Origin of the sequence: Jiella avicenniae (assembly GCF_021390325.1) — a bacterium.
Taxonomy (GTDB): Bacteria; Pseudomonadota; Alphaproteobacteria; order Rhizobiales; family Rhizobiaceae; genus Jiella; species Jiella avicenniae.
In genome coordinates this window covers 424,635-441,033 of sequence record NZ_JAJUWU010000003.1, presented here as the reverse complement: position 1 = coordinate 441,033, position 16,399 = coordinate 424,635, and the positions used below count along the sequence as shown (strand labels likewise).

Sequence of the window (16,399 nt, the reverse complement as noted above, 5' to 3'; positions counted from 1 at the left end):
GTGGAAAACCGCCGCCGTGCCAGCGGACGTATTCTGACCCCGTCTTCGTTCCGGGCCAAGCGATCGCTCGCAACGCTATCAGGAGAGCATCATGGCATCCTTCGAAATCCGGCAGTTCGTCTGCCGCAGCGACAATTTCGGCGTCCTCGTCCACGAAACCGAAAGCGGCACGACGATCGCCATCGACGCGCCGGAGGAAAAGCCGATCCTTTCGGCGCTGGAAGAGGCCGGCTGGACGCTCACCCACATCCTGACGACCCATCATCACGGCGATCACGTCGAGGCCAACGAAGCCCTGAAGGCGCGGTTTCACGTCGAGGTGATCGGGCCGGAGAAGGAGCGGCTGAAGATCCCCGGCCTCGACCGTGCGGTGTCCGGCGGGCAGACGATCGACGTCGGCGGGATCGCAGTCGAGGTCATCGATACGCCGGGCCATACGCTCGGCCACGTCTCCTACTACATGCCGCAGGCGAAGGCCCTGTTTGCAGCCGACACCCTGTTTTCCCTGGGCTGCGGGCGGCTTTTCGAGGGTGATCCGGCGATGATGTGGGAATCGTTGCAGCGGCTGCGAAAGCTGCCGGGCGAAACGATGCTTTATTGCGGGCATGAATATACGGCCACCAACGCCAAATGCGCGCTGTCCGTCGATCCGGGCAACGTGGCGCTTCGCGAGCGGGCGGGGGAGGTCGAGGAATTGCGCCGGGAGGGCCGACCGACCTTGCCTGTTCTGCTCGAACGGGAGAAGAAGACCAATCCGTTCCTTCGGGCCGACGACGAGGGCCTCATGGCCGCCATGGGGATGGACGGCGCCGACCCGGTGGACGTGTTCGCCGCGATCAGAAAGAAAAGGGATCAGTACTGATGAGTTCAGCCGCGCTCAAGATCGTCAGAAGCCTCGACATGAAGCCGCATCCCGAGGGCGGCTGGTACCGCGAGACTTTCCGCGACGAGCGCACGGACGAGGGCGGCCGGTCGCGCTCCACCGCGATCTACTATCTGCTCGAAGCCGGCGAAACGTCCGAATGGCACCGGGTGAACGATGCGGCCGAGGTCTGGCACTGGTACGCCGGGGCGCCGCTGGTGATCACCGTTTCCGAGAACGGCCAAGACGCGGCCGCCCATCGGCTGGGTCCGAACATCGAGGCGGGCGAGCGGCCGCAATTTGTCGTGCCGGCGGGCTGCTGGCAGACCGCCACCTCGCTCGGCGAGTATACGCTCGTCGGCTGCACGGTCGCGCCGGCCTTCGACTTCGCGAGCTTCGAAATGGCGCCGAAGGACTGGCGGCCGACCCCGCGCAAGAGCTGACGCTCGTCGCGGCGACGCTCACCCCTGCGCCGCCATGACGCCCGCCTTTTGCGGCTTACGGGTCCGCCGAAGGCGGTCGGTTCCTTTCGAGGCATCCTTCCTGGCCGGCATCCTCTGCCCGGCCGACCCCTCATGTCGCCCGCGCGGGCTGCTCCTCCCGCTTCTCCCGCCGCTCGTAGAGCGACTTGGCGAGTTCGCCGAGCGAGCCGAGGAACATCCCCGTGGAACCGACGACGAACAGCCAGACGCCGAGGGTGTAGAAGCTTTCGAAAGTCTTGAAGAACAGCACCGAGCCGACGACGAAGCAGAAATTGCCGAAAAGCCCGATGCCGAGATGGATCCAGGAATAATCTCGGACGAGTCGTTGCAGCATGGTTCGAAGCACTCTTTCCCGTTGGACGTCCGCTGGCGGATGAGAATGGCTGGCGCCATACCTCCGAGATGGGCCGGGTCGGACCTATGTCGATGGGCGGCCTCGTTGGGCGGCGAGCGAGGCGAAGGCCGCGAAGGCGAGGACGCAGGCGAGCGCGACGATCACCAGCGCCAGATCGTAGCCGCCGATCAGCCACAGGAGCGAGCCGGCAAAGGGAGCGAGGGCGGCGGCGGCGGTCGAATAGCGCGCCATCCGGCCGCTGGTCGCGCCGAAATTCGCCTCGCCGAGGGTCTCGCGCAGCATCACCGGGCGCATGATGCTGACCGTCCCGTAGCCGCTGCCGTGCAGGACGACGAAGGGAACCGCCAGGAGCGGCAGGAACTGCGAGCCGAGGAGGCAGCAGGCGGCGAGGCCGACGGCGACGCAGCTCGCCAGCGCCACGGCCTGGTTCGACAGGTGGCGTTCCAAGCCGAGAATGGCGAGGCGCCCGACCACCTGCATCGGTCCGACGCCGGCCGCGATGAGGACGGCGAGGTCGTCGCTCATCCGGTGGCTTTCGAGGATCGGCAGAAGATGGTTGAGGACGAGGCTGTGGGACGCGCCGACGGTCGCAAAGCCGAGCGTCAGCAGGAAGAACAGCCGGCCCCGCAAGGCCGGGGCCTGCGTCGGTTGAGAGGGCCGGTGTGCCGGGTCTTCGACCGGGGCTCGGGCGAGAGCGCAGGCTTCCAGGCGCGTAGTCGAGAGCCACAGCAGCGGCGCGGCGACGAAGAGGGCGAGGCCGGCCATCGCCTGCGAGGCCAGCCGCCATCCGCCCGCCTCGGCGATCCAGTGGTTCATCGGAAAGGCCAGCGTCCCGGCAAAGCCGGCAAGAAGGGTGATGGCGGTGATCGCCCGCCGGGAGGACGGGCCGAGGGCGCGGGTGACGACGGCAAAGCAGGGCTCGTAGAGCGCACCCGCCATGACGACGCCGAGGCAGAGCCAGATGGGGACGAAGACTGCGAGGCTTGTGGTGACGGAGGACAAAGCGAGAAGTGCCGCACCGACACAGGTCGCTCCCGTCATCAGCGCCGGCCGTGTCCCCGGTCGATCAGCCGTCCGGCGAGCGGCGCCAGCAGTGCCGACAGCATGATCGTGCCGGCGAAGGCGGCGGTGAGGATGGTCTTGCTCCACCCTTCGGCGCCTTTCCACCGGGTCAGAAGCGCCGGAAAGGTGTAATAGAACGCCGCCCAGACGATGGTCTCGCCGACGGCGAGTGCGGCAATGCCGGCGGACGGATGGGCCGCACGGGGCGTCGGCGACACGGAGGCGGGCTAGTCGAGGGTTTCCGCGGGAATGGCACTCGGGCGGCCCTCGTCGTCGATCGCCACCATGACGAAGGTGCCTTCCGTGACTTTCGCCTCGACGCGCGAGGTGCGCCGCTGGGTCCAGGCTTCGATGGCCAGCGTGATCGACGTCCGGCCGACCTTCTCGATGGCGGTGTAGACGCAGAGCGTATCGCCGATCTTCACCGGCTTCTTGAAGACGAGGGCGTTGATCGCCACCGTCGCGACGCGGCCTCGCGAGCGCTCGGCGGCCCGGATGCCGGCGGCGAGATCCATCTGCGAGACCACCCAGCCGCCGAAGATGTCGCCGTTGGCGTTGGCGTCGGCCGGCATCGCCGGAATGCGAACGGTGAGTTCGCCTTTCGGCATTTCGTCGGTCTCGTCCATCGCATCGTCCCCGTCTGAAGATCGGCAGAATCGGGCGAAAGGTCCGGCTCGCCCCCCCGCCATAGGAAGGTGCTGCCGCTTCGATGGCAAGCCGTCGCCGCGCCTGCATCGGCCGGCAACGGCGCCGCAGGGAGGTTTCGGGATGCACATCCCCCGTGCAATCTCGGTTTTGCGGGATTATATCGGCCCCACGACGCCACGAAATACCGGCTCAACGAGGAATACACGATGTCCGAGACCGCTGCCGCCCCCATTCCCGTCACCGTACTGACCGGCTATCTCGGCTCCGGCAAGACGACGCTGCTCAACCGCATCCTGTCCGAGGATCACGGGAAGAAATACGCCGTCATCGTCAACGAGTTCGGCGAGATCGGCATCGACAACGACCTCATCGTCGAATCTGACGAAGAGATCTACGAGATGAACAACGGCTGCGTCTGCTGCACGGTGCGCGGCGATCTCGTGCGCGTCGTCGAGGGTCTCACCCGCCGCAAGGGCCGCTTCGACGCGATCCTCGTCGAGACGACCGGCCTTGCCGATCCGGTGCCCGTCGCCCAGACCTTCTTCATGGACGAGGACGTGCGCGCCAAGACCCAGCTCGACGCCGTCGTCGCGCTGGTCGACGCCAAGCACCTGCCGATGCGGCTGAAGGATTCGCGCGAGGCCGAGGACCAGATCGCCTTCGCCGACGTCGTGCTTCTCAACAAGACCGATCTCGTGTCGGCCGAAGATCTCGCCCAGGTGGAGGCGACGGTGCGGGCGATCAATCCTCATGCCGTGATCCATCGTACCGAGCGGGCCGGCATCGACCTTGCCAAGGTGCTCGGTCAGAGCGCCTTCGACCTGAAGCGCGTCCTCGACGACGATCCGGCGTTTCTTGAGGAAGCCGAACACGCCCATGACGATCACGTCTGCGGTCCGGACTGCGATCACGATCATCATCATCACGATCATCATGGGCACGATCATCACCATCATGATCACGGCCATTCGCACGATCATCACGCCGTCTCGCCGATCCACGACGTCACGGTCACCTCGATCTCGCTGCGGGGCGGGCCGCTCGATCCGAAGAAGTTCTTTCCGTGGATCCAGGCGCTCACCCAGGAGCAGGGGCCGAACATCCTGCGCCTCAAGGGGATCATCGCCTTCGACGGCGATCCGGACCGCTACGTCGTGCAAGGGGTCCACATGATCATCGAGGGCGACCACCAGCGGCCCTGGCGCGACGACGAGGCCAAGCTCAGCCGCCTCGTCTTCATCGGCCGAAAGCTCGACGCCGAAGAACTGGAAGCCGGCTTCGCCGCCTGCGCGGCGAAGGCGAAGGCCCCCGCCTGATGCCATCGATCGCCGCGTATGAATTCGCCGACTTCGTCGAAACAGCCTGCTTCCTCGGCCATCGGCCGGCCTTTGCGCTGGCCGATGGTTCGTTGCGCCTGCCGGCCGGTGGCGACAAGACCCTGACCCTCCACGAGGGCGGGCTGCTTGCCGCCGTCTACGACGAGTTCGGCCGGCGGCTTCTGTCGGGTGGCGAGGACGGCCGCGTCGTCGCGACGAGCGACGGCGAAAGCGTGGTCGAACTCGCGAGCATCGGCCGCAAATGGGTCGGCGCCGTCGCCGGCGGGCCGAATGGCGCGATCGCCTTCGCATCGGGCCGCAGCGCCTGGTTCAAGCCGGCGAAGGGCGATCTCAAGGAGCTCAAGCACGATCGCACCGTGGAGGGCGTGGCCTTCGCGCCGAAAGGGACGCGCCTCGCCACCGCCCGCTACGACGGCGCCTCGCTGTTCTTCCCGGCGACCGACGCCGCGCCGGTGTCGCTCGACTGGAAAGGGGCCCATCTCGGCTTGTCCTTTTCGCCGGACGGGCGCTTTTTGGTCACCGTCATGCAGGAAAACGCCCTGCATGGCTGGCGGGTCGACGACGGCAAGCACATGCGCATGACCGGCTACCCGGCCAAGGTGAAAGACTGGTCCTGGTCGGCGAAAGGCAAGTTCCTCGCCACCTCCGGAGCGCCGGCGGCGATCCTCTGGCCGTTCTCGGGCAAGGACGGGCCGATGGGAAAGGCGCCGCTGGAACTCGGCACCAGGGGCGACTCGATGGTCACTGCCGTCGCCTGCCATCCCGCCGAAGACATGCTGGCGATCGGCTATCAGGACGGGATGATCCTTGCGGTGCGCTTTGCCGATTCCAAGGAAGCCTTGCTGCGCCGGGGCGGCTGCTCGCCGCTGCGGACGATGGCCTGGGACGCGAAAGGTGGCCTTCTCGCCTTCGGCGCGGAAAACGGCGAGGCGGGCGTCGTCGACATTGCGGGATGACGCGCTGCGGCTTGCACCGTTTCGGGCAATGCGAACGGAAACAGCTTCGCCCCGTTGATGGCTCGTCCCTCAGCGAGGGTCGCCGGGCGCCTTCCACGTGCGCTCGAGGACGTTCAGCCAGTTGCCGTGGGCGATCTTTTCGATGAGCGCACTGCCGTAGCCGTGGCGATCCAGCGCCTCGAAGAGGGCGGGCAGGCCGGCCGCGTCGCCGATGGGCGCCGGGATGACGGCGCCGTCGAAATCCGAGCCGAGCGCCACGCCGTCCTCGCCGAGTGCATTGACCAGGGCGTCGAGGTGCCGGACCATGGTTTCGATCGGGGTGTCTGCATCCATCGCCCCGTCCTCGCGCAGGAAGGCGGTGGCGAAGTTCAGCCCGACGACGCCTTTCGATTCGGCGATCGCCGCCAGTTGCCGGTCGGTGAGGTTGCGGCTGACCGGGCAGAGCGCGTGGACGTTGGAATGAGTGGCGACCAGCGGTGCGTCGGTGAAGCGCGCGACGTCCCAGAAGCCCTTTTCGTTGAGATGCGACAGGTCGAGCAGGATGCCGAGGTCGTTGCAGCGTTTCACCAGCCGCTCGCCCGCTTCGGTCAGACCGTCGCCGATGTCGGGCGACGAGGGAAAGCGCATCGGCACGCCATGCGCAAAGACGTTGTCGCGGCTCCACACCATGCCGATCGAGCGCAGGCCCGCGGCGTGAAGGACGTCGAGCATTGCGAGATCGGGATCGATCGCCTCGGCGCCCTCGATGTGCAGCACCGCGGCCATCGCATCCGCCGCCCAGGCCGCACGGACGTCGGCGACCGAGCGGCAGATGCGCAGTCGCCCGTTCGAGCCGCGCTCCAGCCGGAACAGGATCGACGCCATGCCGATCGTCGCCGCTTCGGCGATGGCCGTCTCCAGCGGCGCCGGCAGCGGCATCTCGTAGCCGCCCGGCGGCATGCGGGAAAAATCGATGGAGCCCTGCGGTGAGGGTGGAAAGATCGCGAACAGCCCGCCGCGCAGGTTGCCGGATTCGGCTTTGGCGAGGTCGATGTGACCTGGTCCCGTGCCGGCAAGGAAGGCGTCGATCGCCTGCTGCGATCCGTCGACGTGGAGGCGAAGCAGGCTGTCATTGTGCCCGTCGAAGACGACTGGAGCATTCATGGAGTAGGGTCCTCGAAATGCTGGAGGTCAGGCGAATCTGGACATGGGCGACCGTTCCGTCGGCAACCCTTTCCGCCCGAGCCTCGCATGACTGATCGTCGGCTTGGTCGATCGGGCCGCGAATGGAATAGAATTCAGCGCACGTACCCCTCGCTCGCCGTCAGAAGGGAGCGCGTATAGTCAGACGCGACCTTGCGGTCGGCCAGCGCAGACCGGTCGAGCGCCTCCACCGCCTCGCCGCCGCGCATGACGAGGAGGCGCTCGCACATGTGGTCGATCACGGCGAGGTCGTGGCTGACCATGATGACGGTGAGGCTGCGTTCCTCGCGCAGCCGCGTGAGGAGATTCAGGACCTCCGCCTGGATGGAGGCGTCGAGGGCCGAGGTCGGCTCGTCGAGGAGGAGGATCTCCGGCTCGACGATCAGCGCCCTCGCGATCGCGACCCGCTGGCGCTGGCCGCCGGACAGCTGGTGGGGCAGGCGGAAGCGGAAGCGGGCGTCGAGGCCGACGTCCTTCAGCGCCTGGACGATGCGATCCTCGCGGTCGGCGAAGCGGTGGATCGAAAGCGGCTCGGAGAGGACCCGGTCGATCGTATGGCGCGGATGCAGCGAGCCGTAGGGATCCTGAAAGACCATCTGCACCTTGCGGGCGAAGGCCTTGTCGCGGGGCTGCGGGATGGCGCCGCCATCGATCCGGATGTCGCCGCCCGAGACCGGGGCGAGGCCGCAGATCGCCCGCAGCACCGTCGACTTGCCGGAGCCGGACTCGCCGACGAGGCCGAAAGACTCCAGCGGCCTGACCGAAAAGCTCACGTCCCTGACCGCCCGGACGGGGCGCCGGCCCTGGACGAAGGTGACCGACAGATCGGAAACGGCGATCTTGGCCCCCGGCATGTGCTTGGTTTCGCTCATGCCCAGGCCGCGTCCCGTTTCAGCACCTTCAGCGGCGTCCGCGGAGCGCCGATCTCCGGCAGGCATTCCAGCAGACCGCGCGTATAGGGATGTTTCGCCTCGCTCAGACGCGACGCCTCGATCTCCTCGACGATCTTGCCGAGATACATCACCAGCACCCGGTCGCAGAAGGTCGAGACGAGCCTGAGATCATGGCTGATGAAGATCAGCCCCATGCCGCGATCCTTCACGAGATCGTCGAGAATGCGCAGCACTTCGAGCTGCACCGTCACGTCGAGCGCCGAGGTCGGCTCGTCGGCGATCAGGAGGTCGGGCCGCGGGATCAGCATCATCGCGATCATCACCCGTTGTCCCATGCCGCCGGAAAGCTCGTGCGGATAGGCGGCGAGCACCCGCTCGGGGTCGCGGATCTGGACGTCGGCCAGCATGTCGAGCGCACGGCGGCGGGCCTCTTTCGAGGAGATCCGCTCGTGCACCTTCAGGGCCTCGATCAGCTGCCGTCCGACGCGCATCACCGGATTGAGCGAATATTTCGGGTCCTGCATGACCATCGACATGCGGCGTCCGCGCATCGCCCGCATCCGCCGTTCGGACAGCGCCGTGAGATCGGTTCCCTCGAAGGCGAGGCGGTCGGCGGTGGCGATGCCCGGCGGGCGGACCAGCCGCAGGATGGCGCGGCCGGTCATCGACTTGCCCGAGCCGGATTCGCCGACGATGCCGACGCGTTCGCGCCCGACCGTGAAGGAGACGCCGCGCACCGCCTCGGTGACGCCGCGATGGGTCTCGAAGCGGACGCGAAGGTTCTTGACGTCGAGAAGCGGCGCCTCGGTCGGTGCCCGGCTCATCGCTGTGCTCCGCGGGGATCGAGGACGTCGCGCAGCGAATCGCCGAGCAGGTTGAAGCCGAGCGAGACGGTCAGGATGGCAAGGCCCGGCATGGTCGCGACCCACCAGTGGCTGAGGAGATATTGCCGGCCGGTCGAGATCATCGCGCCCCATTCGGCGAGCGGCGGCTGGGCCCCGAGGCCGAGAAAGCCGAGGCCGGCGGCGGTGAGGATGATGCCGGCCATGTCGAGGGTGACACGGATGATCACCGAGGACAGACACATCGGCATGATGTGGCCGGTGATTATCCTCAAGGTTCCCGCGCCCTGCAGCCTCGCGGCGGCGATGTAGTCGGCGCGGCGCACGGAGAGCGTCTCGGCCCGCGCGACGCGGGCATAGGGCGGCCATGCCGTCAGGGCGATGGCGAAGATGGCGTTGACGATGCCGGGCCCGAGCGCGGCGACGAAGGCCAGCGCGAGGATCAGCCGGGGAAAAGCGAGGAAGATGTCGGTGATGCGCATCAGCACTCGGTCGGTCCAGCCGCCGATCGTGCCCGCGACGGTGCCGACGACGAGGCCGAAGACGGGCGCCGTCAGCGCGACGAGGGCGACGACCTGCAACGTCACCCGCGAGCCGTAGACGATGCGGCTCCAGATGTCCCGGCCGAGTTCGTCGGTGCCGAGGATGTGGCCGCCGACGCCGGGCGCCATCAGCCGGTCGGCCAGATTCTGCTGGTTCGGCGGATCGGTGGCGATCAGCGGGGCGAAGATCGCCATCAGGATCAAAAGGACGACGATGACGAGCCCGGCGACGGCCAGCGGATTGCGGACGAGATCGCTCCAGGCGAACCACAGGCCGATCGCCCGCGCCTGCAGGCGCGAGGCGGGGGTGTCGCTGGTCAGCCAGGCCTTCAGACCGCCGGCGGGTTTGGAGACGGTGTCGCTCATCGCGCCCTCGGATCGACGACGGTGTAGAGGAGGTCGGACAGAAGGTTGAGCACGATGAAGGCGACGCCGATCACCACCGTGCCGCCGAGGACGGCGTTGAGATCGGCGGCGAACAGCGCCTGGGTGATGTAAAGGCCGAGCCCCGGCCAGGCGAAGACGGTTTCGGTCAAAACCGAGCCTTCCAGCAGCGCCGCATAGGAGAGCGCGATCACCGTGATCAGCGGCACCATGGCGTTGCCGAGCGCGTGCACCCAGACGACGCGCCGCTCCGGCACGCCCTTCACCCGGGCGGCGGTGACGTATTCCTGGCCGAGCTGCTCCAGCATGAAGGACCGGGTCATCCGCGAGATGTAGGCGAGCGAGAAATAGCCGAGAACGAAGACCGGCAGGGCGATGTGGGTGAGAGCGTTGAAGAAGACGTCCCAGGCCCCCGAAAGAGCGGAGTCGATCAGGATCGATCCCGTGTAGGCTGTCACGTCGAGCTCGTAGGAGAGTTCGTAGGAGACGTCGAGCCGGCCGGGGCCGCCGACCCAGCCGAGCTGGCCGTAGAAAATCAGAAGCGCGATCAGGCCGAGCCAGAAGACCGGCATGGAATAGCCGAGCAGTCCGACGACGCGCAGGACGTGGTCCGGCCATCGCCCCTGATTGACCGCCGAAACCACCCCGGCCGGAACGCCGAGAAGCACGCCGAGAAGGGTCGCGAGCGTCGCGAGTTCCAGCGTCGCGGGGAAAGCCGAGCGAACGTCCTCGATCACCGGGCGAGAGGTCAGGTTGGAGCGGCCGAAATCGCCCCGGACGACATCGCCGAGATAGGTCGCGAACTGCACCGGGATCGGCTGGTCGAGCCCCATCTCGGTACGCACCGCCTCGTATTGCGCCTGCGTGGCTCGCGGACCGACGACCGCGAGCGCCGGATCGATCGGCACCAGGCGGGCGATCGCGAAGGTCACGACCAGCAACCCGAACAAAGTGACGACGAGGCTGAACAGCGTCTTGCCGAAACGCCCCGCGATGCGTGGCAGGAGCGACGTGCCGGCGATGGCGGATTCCTCTTCCGCCGTCGCCGGATCGTGGGCGCCGTGTGTCTGGCTCATCGCCGGCGCCCTCGGACGCGCCGGCGCAGGGCTGCGGGTGCGGTCACTCGGACGACTTCGTCACCGCCTTGTAGAAGGCCGAGGAGACGGCGCCGCCAGTCGAGAAACCCTCGACGTTCTTCTGCATGCCGTCCTGCTCCTGCTGCTGGAACATCAGGACGAAGGGGGACTTCTCGTTGCCGATCCGCTGCATCTCCTCGTACATCGCGGCGCGCTTGTCGGTATCCTTCTCGACCACCGCGTCCTCGGCCATCTTGGTCGTCGCCTCGGCGGCGTAGGCGTTGCGCCAGGAGAGATTGCCGGTCAACTGGGCTTCGTCGGAATTGTCCGGGTTCTCGGCGAAGACCGAGGCATTGGTGTTCGGATCCGGATAGTCCGGCCCCCAGACCTCAAGGGTCAGCTCGGCCTTGCGGGCGCGATAGATGGACAGAACCTCCGAGCCGGTCGCCGGCTTGATGTTCACCTTGATGCCGGCCTGTCCGAGCGTATTCTGCACCGCCTGGGCGATGGCGAGGCGATCCTGGGCGTTTCGCACGAGGAGTTCGACCGTGAAGCCGTCGGGATAGCCGGCATCGGCGAGCATCTTCTTGGCCTTCTCGACGTCGAGCTTGAACGGCTTGTCGTCGATCGCGCCGAGGAAGCCGATCGGCAGGAACTGCTGATTGACGACGACCTGACCCTTCAGGAACGAGTTGGCGATGCCGTCGTAGTCGACGAGGTACTTGATCGCCTGCATGACGCCGGGCGTCGCGAGTTCCTTCATCTTCTGATTGCCGGAAATGTAGTAGATTCGGCCGCGCGGCTGCTCGAAGACCTTGAGCTTGTCGTTGCCCTCGACGGCCGCGATGTCCTCCGGCGTGAGGTTGCGGGCGATGTCGATGTCGCCACGCTCCAGCAGCAGCCGCTGGGTCGCCGGTTCGGGCACGTGCCGGACGAAGACGCGCTTCATCGCGGGCGCGCTCGGATAGTTCTCGTTGGCCTCCATGATCACCGATTCGTTCGGCTTCCAGCCGCGCAGCGTGTAGGGACCGGCACCGGCGGAATGGGTCTTCAGCCACTCGTTGCCCATGTCGTCGCCCGAGGCGTTCTCCATCGCCAACTTCTCGTCGACGATGCCGCCGACGTCGGCGGTCAGCGCGTTGTAGAGGAAGGACGGCGCATAGGGCCTGTCGACCGTGATGCTGACGGTTTCGTCGTCGACCTGCTTGATGGTCTCGTCGACATTGTCCTTGGTCAGGCCGAACTGGGTGATGATGAAGGAGGGGGTCTTGTCGAGCTTGACGACGCGCCGGAGCGACCAGACGACGTCCTCGGCGCGCACCGGATTGCCCGAAGCGAACTTGCGGCTGGTGTCGAGCTTGAAGGTGAAGGTCTTGCCGTCTTCCGAGACTTCCCAGCTCGTGGCGAGACCGGGGCCCATCTTCAACGTCTGGGGATCGAGCTCGATCAGCTTGTCGTAGAGGTTGTTGATGACGTCGCCGCCGGAGAATTCGAAGCTCTCGGCGGGATCGAGGCTCTTCAGGTCGTCGATGGTGTTGGCGATGACCAGCGTGTCCGCCGGCGTTTCGGCGAAAGCGGCCGGCGCCGCGAAAAGGCCTGCGGCGGACAGCAGCGTCGCAGCCGCCGTGCGACGGATGGCGCGAGAGGACGGGAACGGCAGGAGGAAACCCATGAACAGCCTTTCGTCTCACCCGGTCCGTTGCCGGGATCTCGTTTCAACTCGTTGAGGAAGCTAGGCCATCGCCCATTCGGGAGGCAAGCCCATTTTCAGCGCATGTCCACCGATCTCGCAGATCGTCGCCGCCGTGCCGTCCGGTGAAGCTCCACGACGGCGCGCCGGTTCTCCTCCGTCTCGCCTCACCGCGCCGGCTTCGCCGGCGCGCGGCCGGCGAGAGCGATCCTGTCGGATGGTCGCGGCCTGGACGGCGTCACGCCGCCGACTGACGGCGGGGCAGCTTCCAGTTCGGCCGGACGAAGTGGCAGGTGTAGCCGTTCGGAATCCGTTCCAGATAGTCCTGGTGCTCCGGCTCGGCTTCCCAGAACGCACCGGCCTCCGCCACTTCGGTGACGACCTTGCCCGGCCAGATCCCGGAGGCGTCGACGTCGGCGATCGTCTCCTCGGCGACGCGCTTCTGCTCGTCGCTGGTGTAGAAGATCGCCGAGCGATAGCTCATGCCGCGATCGTTGCCCTGGCGGTTCGGGGTCGACGGATCGTGGATCTGGAAGAAGAATTCGAGGAGATCGCGAAAGCTCGTCCGGTCGGGATCGAAGGTGATCTCGATCGCCTCGGCATGGGTGCCGTGGTCGCGGTAGGTGGCGTTCTCGACGTTGCCGCCGGAATAGCCCACCCGGGTCGAGACGACGCCGGGCATCCGCCGGATGAGTTGCTGCATGCCCCAGAAGCAGCCGCCGGCGAGAATGGCGCGTTCGGTCTTGGACGTCATGGCTGAACCTCATGGTTGGAAGACAGCTTATGTGTCGTCGCAACCCGCGATCTTCAACGCGGCGCATTCGCCGCATCATGAAATCCCGGCCCGCCGTCAGGCATGCGGCGGCAGGGGCGATCCGCTGCGTCTGGCGCTCAGCCACTCCTTCGCGCGGTGATAGCGCAGCGAGAGCTGCGGCCCGAAGGCCATGTAGAAGGGCGCGGCGCGCAGCGGCTCCAGCCGCAGGGAAAGATCCTTCTCCGGCACGTCCATGGCCCATTCCGACAGGATGCCGCCGAGCATCGAGCCGGTCGGAACGCCGCGTCCGGACAGACCCGTGAGGCCGACGATGCCGGGGGCGAGATCGTAGAGCCGCGGCACGGTGCGGTACTGCATGTCGAGTTCGCCGAACCAGAGATACTCCCAGCGGATCTCTTCGCGAATGTCCGGATGCAGCCATTTCAGCCGGTCGGTCATCACCTGCCGCGTGTAGGCGAGGTCGACGCCGCGCCGGCCCATCGGGAACATCGAGGCGACGATTCGCCCGTCGCGGTCGTATTTGTAGACGTAGATGTCGCCGCGCCCGTCGTGCATCGTCGTGTTCTGCGGCAGGACGTGGCGCCGCGTCTCTTCCGAAAGCGGCTGGGTCGCGGCGACGAAGACGCGCATGATCTTGAATGTTTGCTCGAGCTTCGGCCAGCCGCCCACCGTGTAGGCTCCCGTGGCGAAGATGACCTTGTCGGCCAGAACGGCGCCTTTCGGGGTCTCGACCCGCCATCGTCCCGCCTGTCGCTCGACGGATCGGACCGGCGAGTGGGTGAACAGGCGGCCGCCCTCCTGCATCACCGCACGGGCAAGGCCGCGGGCATAGCCGAGCGGGTTGAGATGGCCGCCTTCCTCATGTTGCCAGCCGCCGATGAGGCGCGGCGAACCGGTGATCTCCCGGGCCGCCCCGTCATTCAGCAGCCGGGTCCTCGCGCCGACGGCGTTGTATTCCTCGACCTTCTGCTCCAGCGCGGGGATGTTGGCCGGCTGCAGCGCCCCCATCACATAGCCGTTCTGCTGCCACTCGCAGGCGATCTGATAGTCGCGGATCATCGCCCCGACCCGGTCGTTGGCGCGGGTCTGGCGCTGGATCAGCCGCTCGGCCCAGGGCTCGCCCAGCATGCGGCGCAACTCGCCGAGCGAATAGTGGGTGAAGGTCGGCGTGCAGTGGCCGGCGTTGCGGCCCGACCCGCCGAAGCCGGCCTCCTGGGCTTCGAGAACGACGACGGAGACGTTCTTCTTGGCCAGCTCCAGTGCCGTCGTCAGGCCGGTGTAGCCCGCCCCGACGATGCAGACGTCCGCGTCGAGGCTTTCCGCCAGCGCCCGCGTCGCCGGGGCCGGCTCGGCCGTCGCAAACCAGAGGGAGGCCTCGAAGGGCGAGAAGCGGTTCATGGAAGTGTCTCCGCCCGGATGAGGGCTGCGGCTCAGGCGATGTCGCTGCGCGCGTCGAGCGCGTCGCGCAGGCCGTCGCCGACGAAGTTGAAGCCGGTGACGGCCAGCGTGATCGCGACGCCGGGGACGATCGCCAGCCAGGGCGCCGAATCGAGATATTGCTGGGCGCCGTTCAGCATGTTGCCCCAGCTCGGCAGCGGCGGCTGGATGCCGTAGCCGAGGAAGCTGACATAGGCTTCGAGCAGGATCGCCCGCGCGACGGTGAGCGTCGCCGCGACGATGATCGGCCCCATGGCGTTCGGCAGGAGCTCGCGGAACATGATCTGGCCGTTGGACAGGCCCAGGGTCCGTGCCGCCATGATGAAGTCGCGTTCGCGAAGCGACTTGATCTCCGCCTCGACGATGCGGGTGATCTCCATCCAGCTCGTCGCCGCGATGATGACCGTGATCATGATCGGGCTCGGCTTGATGAAGGCCGCGAGCGCGAGCAGGAGGAAGATGCTCGGGAAGGACAGCATCGCGTCGACGAAGCGCATCAGGACCGCGCCGACCTTGCCGCCGTAATAGCCGGCGAGAATGCCGATCAGGCTGCCGAAGACGGTGGAGATCAACATCGCGGCGAAGCCGACGAGGAGCGAGATCCGGCCGGCCATGAAGAGCCGGGCGGCGAGATCGCGCCCCAGAGGATCGGTGCCGAAGATGTGCGAGCCGGTGAGGGGCGGCGCGAAGCGTGCGCGAAGGTCGATGTAGAGGTCGTCGAAGGGCAGGAGATAGGGCCCGACGACGCAGGCGAGCACCAGGAGGACGATGATCGCGAGCCCGAACAAGGCGAGGCGATGCCGCAGGAAGCGCCTGACCGCGCGCCGCTGCCACCAGCGCTGCGTCGGGGCGGGATCGGCCTTGAATGCCATGTCGGTCATCTTGCGCCCCCTCAGCCGAGCCTGATGCGTGGATCGATGACGGCGACGGCGATGTCCGCCATGAGATTGCCGACGAGGACGAGGATCGCCGAGAGCATCAAGAGCCCCATCACCACCGGATAGTCGCTGTAGCCGAGGCTATCGAGGAACAGCCGGCCCATGCCCGGCCAGGTGAACACGGTCTCGGTGACGAGGGCGCCGCCGAGGATCGTCGGCAGTTGCAGGCCGAGCAGGGTGATCATCGGCACCAGCGCATTGCGCAGGATGTGACGCGTCAGGACGGCCCAGCGGGTGAGCCCCTTGGCCCGCGCGGTGCGAACGAAATCCTGGTTCATCACGTCGAGCACCGCCGTGCGCATGTAGCGGCTCCAGACGGCGACGTTGACGAGGGCGAGGACGAGGCTCGGCATGATCAGGTGGACCGCATAGTCGAGCACCGAGCCGTCGCCGATCGTGTACATGTTCCCGGCCGGCAGCCAGCCGAGGCGGAGCGAGAAGAGGTAGATCGCGATCAGGCCGAACCAGAAGGTCGGGATCGACAGGGCCACCATGGCGCCGACGGTCGCGGCGTAGTCGAAGATCGAGTAGCGCCGCAAGGCGCCGAGGACGCCGACCCACGTCCCGATGAGCACCGAGATGAGGGTCGAGGTCCCCATCAGGAGAAGCGTCGCCATAAGATGCGACCAGATCACCGATAGCACCGGCTGGTTGTCGCGGTAGGACCGGCCCCAGTCACCCTGCAGGAGCCGGGTGAACCACTCCCAGTACTGCACGGGGAGCGGGCGATCGAGGCCCATCTGGTGGGCGATGCGGGCGAGCTGGGCCTGCGTCATGCCGGGCGTCAGGGCAAATTGCGACAGCGGGCCGCCGGGCGCGAGGTTGAGCACGGCAAAGCCGATCACCGAGACGATGACGAGGAGAACGAGGCTCTGCCAGAGTCGTCCGAAGAGAAAGCGCAGCATCGTCGAATTCGCTTCCGCAAGATCCGCCTCGGG

The 16,399-nt window shown here is 67.1% G+C and carries 18 protein-coding genes; 4 read left to right on the top strand and 14 right to left on the bottom strand.

The annotated features are described in order from the left end of the window. Positions 1–91 precede the first annotated feature (91 nt). Both gloB and LZD57_RS04265 read left to right on the top strand, forming a co-directional pair. A complete protein-coding gene (gloB, locus tag LZD57_RS04270; protein WP_233717870.1) occupies positions 92–862 on the top strand; it encodes a hydroxyacylglutathione hydrolase in 771 nt (256 codons plus the stop codon). Continuing rightward, positions 862–1,305, top strand: coding sequence for a cupin domain-containing protein (locus LZD57_RS04265; protein ID WP_233717869.1), 444 nt, complete (start codon positions 862–864; stop codon positions 1,303–1,305). The genes gloB and LZD57_RS04265 overlap by 1 nt, the downstream gene beginning before the upstream one ends. 130 nt (positions 1,306–1,435) lie before the next feature. On the opposite strand, the gene LZD57_RS04260 is transcribed toward LZD57_RS04265, so the two are convergent. The 4 genes from LZD57_RS04260 to LZD57_RS04245 form a co-directional block, all read right to left on the bottom strand. Next, on the bottom strand, positions 1,436–1,678 hold the full coding sequence (locus LZD57_RS04260; RefSeq protein WP_233717868.1) for a YrhK family protein: 243 nt from the start codon (positions 1,676–1,678) through the stop codon (positions 1,436–1,438). A gap of 84 nt (positions 1,679–1,762) precedes the next feature. Further along, entirely contained in the window at positions 1,763–2,740 is a 978-nt protein-coding gene (locus LZD57_RS04255; protein ID WP_233717867.1) for an MFS transporter, read from the bottom strand. After that, positions 2,740–2,979, bottom strand: coding sequence for a hypothetical protein (locus LZD57_RS04250; protein ID WP_233717866.1), 240 nt, complete (start codon positions 2,977–2,979; stop codon positions 2,740–2,742). The genes LZD57_RS04255 and LZD57_RS04250 overlap by 1 nt, the downstream gene beginning before the upstream one ends. 9 nt (positions 2,980–2,988) lie before the next feature. After that, on the bottom strand, positions 2,989–3,387 hold the full coding sequence (locus LZD57_RS04245; protein WP_233717865.1) for an acyl-CoA thioesterase: 399 nt from the start codon (positions 3,385–3,387) through the stop codon (positions 2,989–2,991). Between the two features lie 228 nt (positions 3,388–3,615). Between LZD57_RS04245 and LZD57_RS04240 the strand changes: the two genes are divergently transcribed. Together LZD57_RS04240 and LZD57_RS04235 are read left to right on the top strand one after the other, a co-directional pair. After that, on the top strand, positions 3,616–4,725 hold the full coding sequence (locus tag LZD57_RS04240; protein ID WP_233717864.1) for a CobW family GTP-binding protein: 1,110 nt from the start codon (positions 3,616–3,618) through the stop codon (positions 4,723–4,725). Further along, the gene (locus tag LZD57_RS04235; protein ID WP_233717863.1) at positions 4,725–5,702 is read left to right on the top strand and encodes a WD40 repeat domain-containing protein; all 978 of its coding nucleotides are present in this window, start codon (positions 4,725–4,727) and stop codon (positions 5,700–5,702) included. Before LZD57_RS04240 ends, LZD57_RS04235 begins: the two co-directional genes overlap by 1 nt. A 69-nt stretch (positions 5,703–5,771) precedes the next feature. Here the strand turns inward: LZD57_RS04235 and LZD57_RS04230 are convergent, their stop codons facing one another. The 10 genes from LZD57_RS04230 to LZD57_RS04185 all read right to left on the bottom strand — a co-directional run bounded on the left by LZD57_RS04230 (position 5,772) and on the right by LZD57_RS04185 (position 16,366). After that, positions 5,772–6,845, bottom strand: a complete 1,074-nt coding sequence (locus LZD57_RS04230) for a dipeptidase (RefSeq protein ID WP_233717862.1) — start codon at positions 6,843–6,845, stop codon at positions 5,772–5,774. 134 nt (positions 6,846–6,979) lie between these two features. Beyond that, the gene (locus tag LZD57_RS04225; protein WP_233717861.1) at positions 6,980–7,756 is read right to left on the bottom strand and encodes an ABC transporter ATP-binding protein; all 777 of its coding nucleotides are present in this window, start codon (positions 7,754–7,756) and stop codon (positions 6,980–6,982) included. After that, on the bottom strand, positions 7,753–8,601 hold the full coding sequence (locus LZD57_RS04220) for an ABC transporter ATP-binding protein (RefSeq protein WP_233717860.1): 849 nt from the start codon (positions 8,599–8,601) through the stop codon (positions 7,753–7,755). The genes LZD57_RS04225 and LZD57_RS04220 overlap by 4 nt, the downstream gene beginning before the upstream one ends. Next, the gene (locus LZD57_RS04215; RefSeq protein WP_233717859.1) at positions 8,598–9,527 is read right to left on the bottom strand and encodes an ABC transporter permease; all 930 of its coding nucleotides are present in this window, start codon (positions 9,525–9,527) and stop codon (positions 8,598–8,600) included. Before LZD57_RS04215 ends, LZD57_RS04220 begins: the two co-directional genes overlap by 4 nt. Beyond that, the gene (locus LZD57_RS04210) at positions 9,524–10,621 is read right to left on the bottom strand and encodes an ABC transporter permease (protein WP_233717858.1); all 1,098 of its coding nucleotides are present in this window, start codon (positions 10,619–10,621) and stop codon (positions 9,524–9,526) included. The genes LZD57_RS04215 and LZD57_RS04210 overlap by 4 nt, the downstream gene beginning before the upstream one ends. A 43-nt stretch (positions 10,622–10,664) precedes the next feature. After that, positions 10,665–12,293, bottom strand: a complete 1,629-nt coding sequence (locus LZD57_RS04205; protein ID WP_233717857.1) for an ABC transporter substrate-binding protein — start codon at positions 12,291–12,293, stop codon at positions 10,665–10,667. A gap of 256 nt (positions 12,294–12,549) precedes the next feature. After that, positions 12,550–13,065 carry a peptide-methionine (S)-S-oxide reductase MsrA gene (msrA, locus tag LZD57_RS04200; protein ID WP_233717856.1) on the bottom strand — a complete coding sequence of 172 codons (516 nt, stop codon included), beginning with the start codon at positions 13,063–13,065 and terminating at the stop codon, positions 12,550–12,552. Between the two features lie 96 nt (positions 13,066–13,161). Beyond that, positions 13,162–14,484 (bottom strand): NAD(P)/FAD-dependent oxidoreductase, encoded by a 1,323-nt coding sequence (locus LZD57_RS04195; RefSeq protein WP_233717855.1) that lies wholly within the window; start codon positions 14,482–14,484, stop codon positions 13,162–13,164. 32 nt (positions 14,485–14,516) lie between these two features. Further along, entirely contained in the window at positions 14,517–15,404 is an 888-nt protein-coding gene (locus tag LZD57_RS04190; RefSeq protein ID WP_233717854.1) for an ABC transporter permease, read from the bottom strand. Between the two features lie 11 nt (positions 15,405–15,415). After that, entirely contained in the window at positions 15,416–16,366 is a 951-nt protein-coding gene (locus LZD57_RS04185) for an ABC transporter permease (RefSeq protein WP_233717853.1), read from the bottom strand. Positions 16,367–16,399 lie beyond the last annotated feature (33 nt).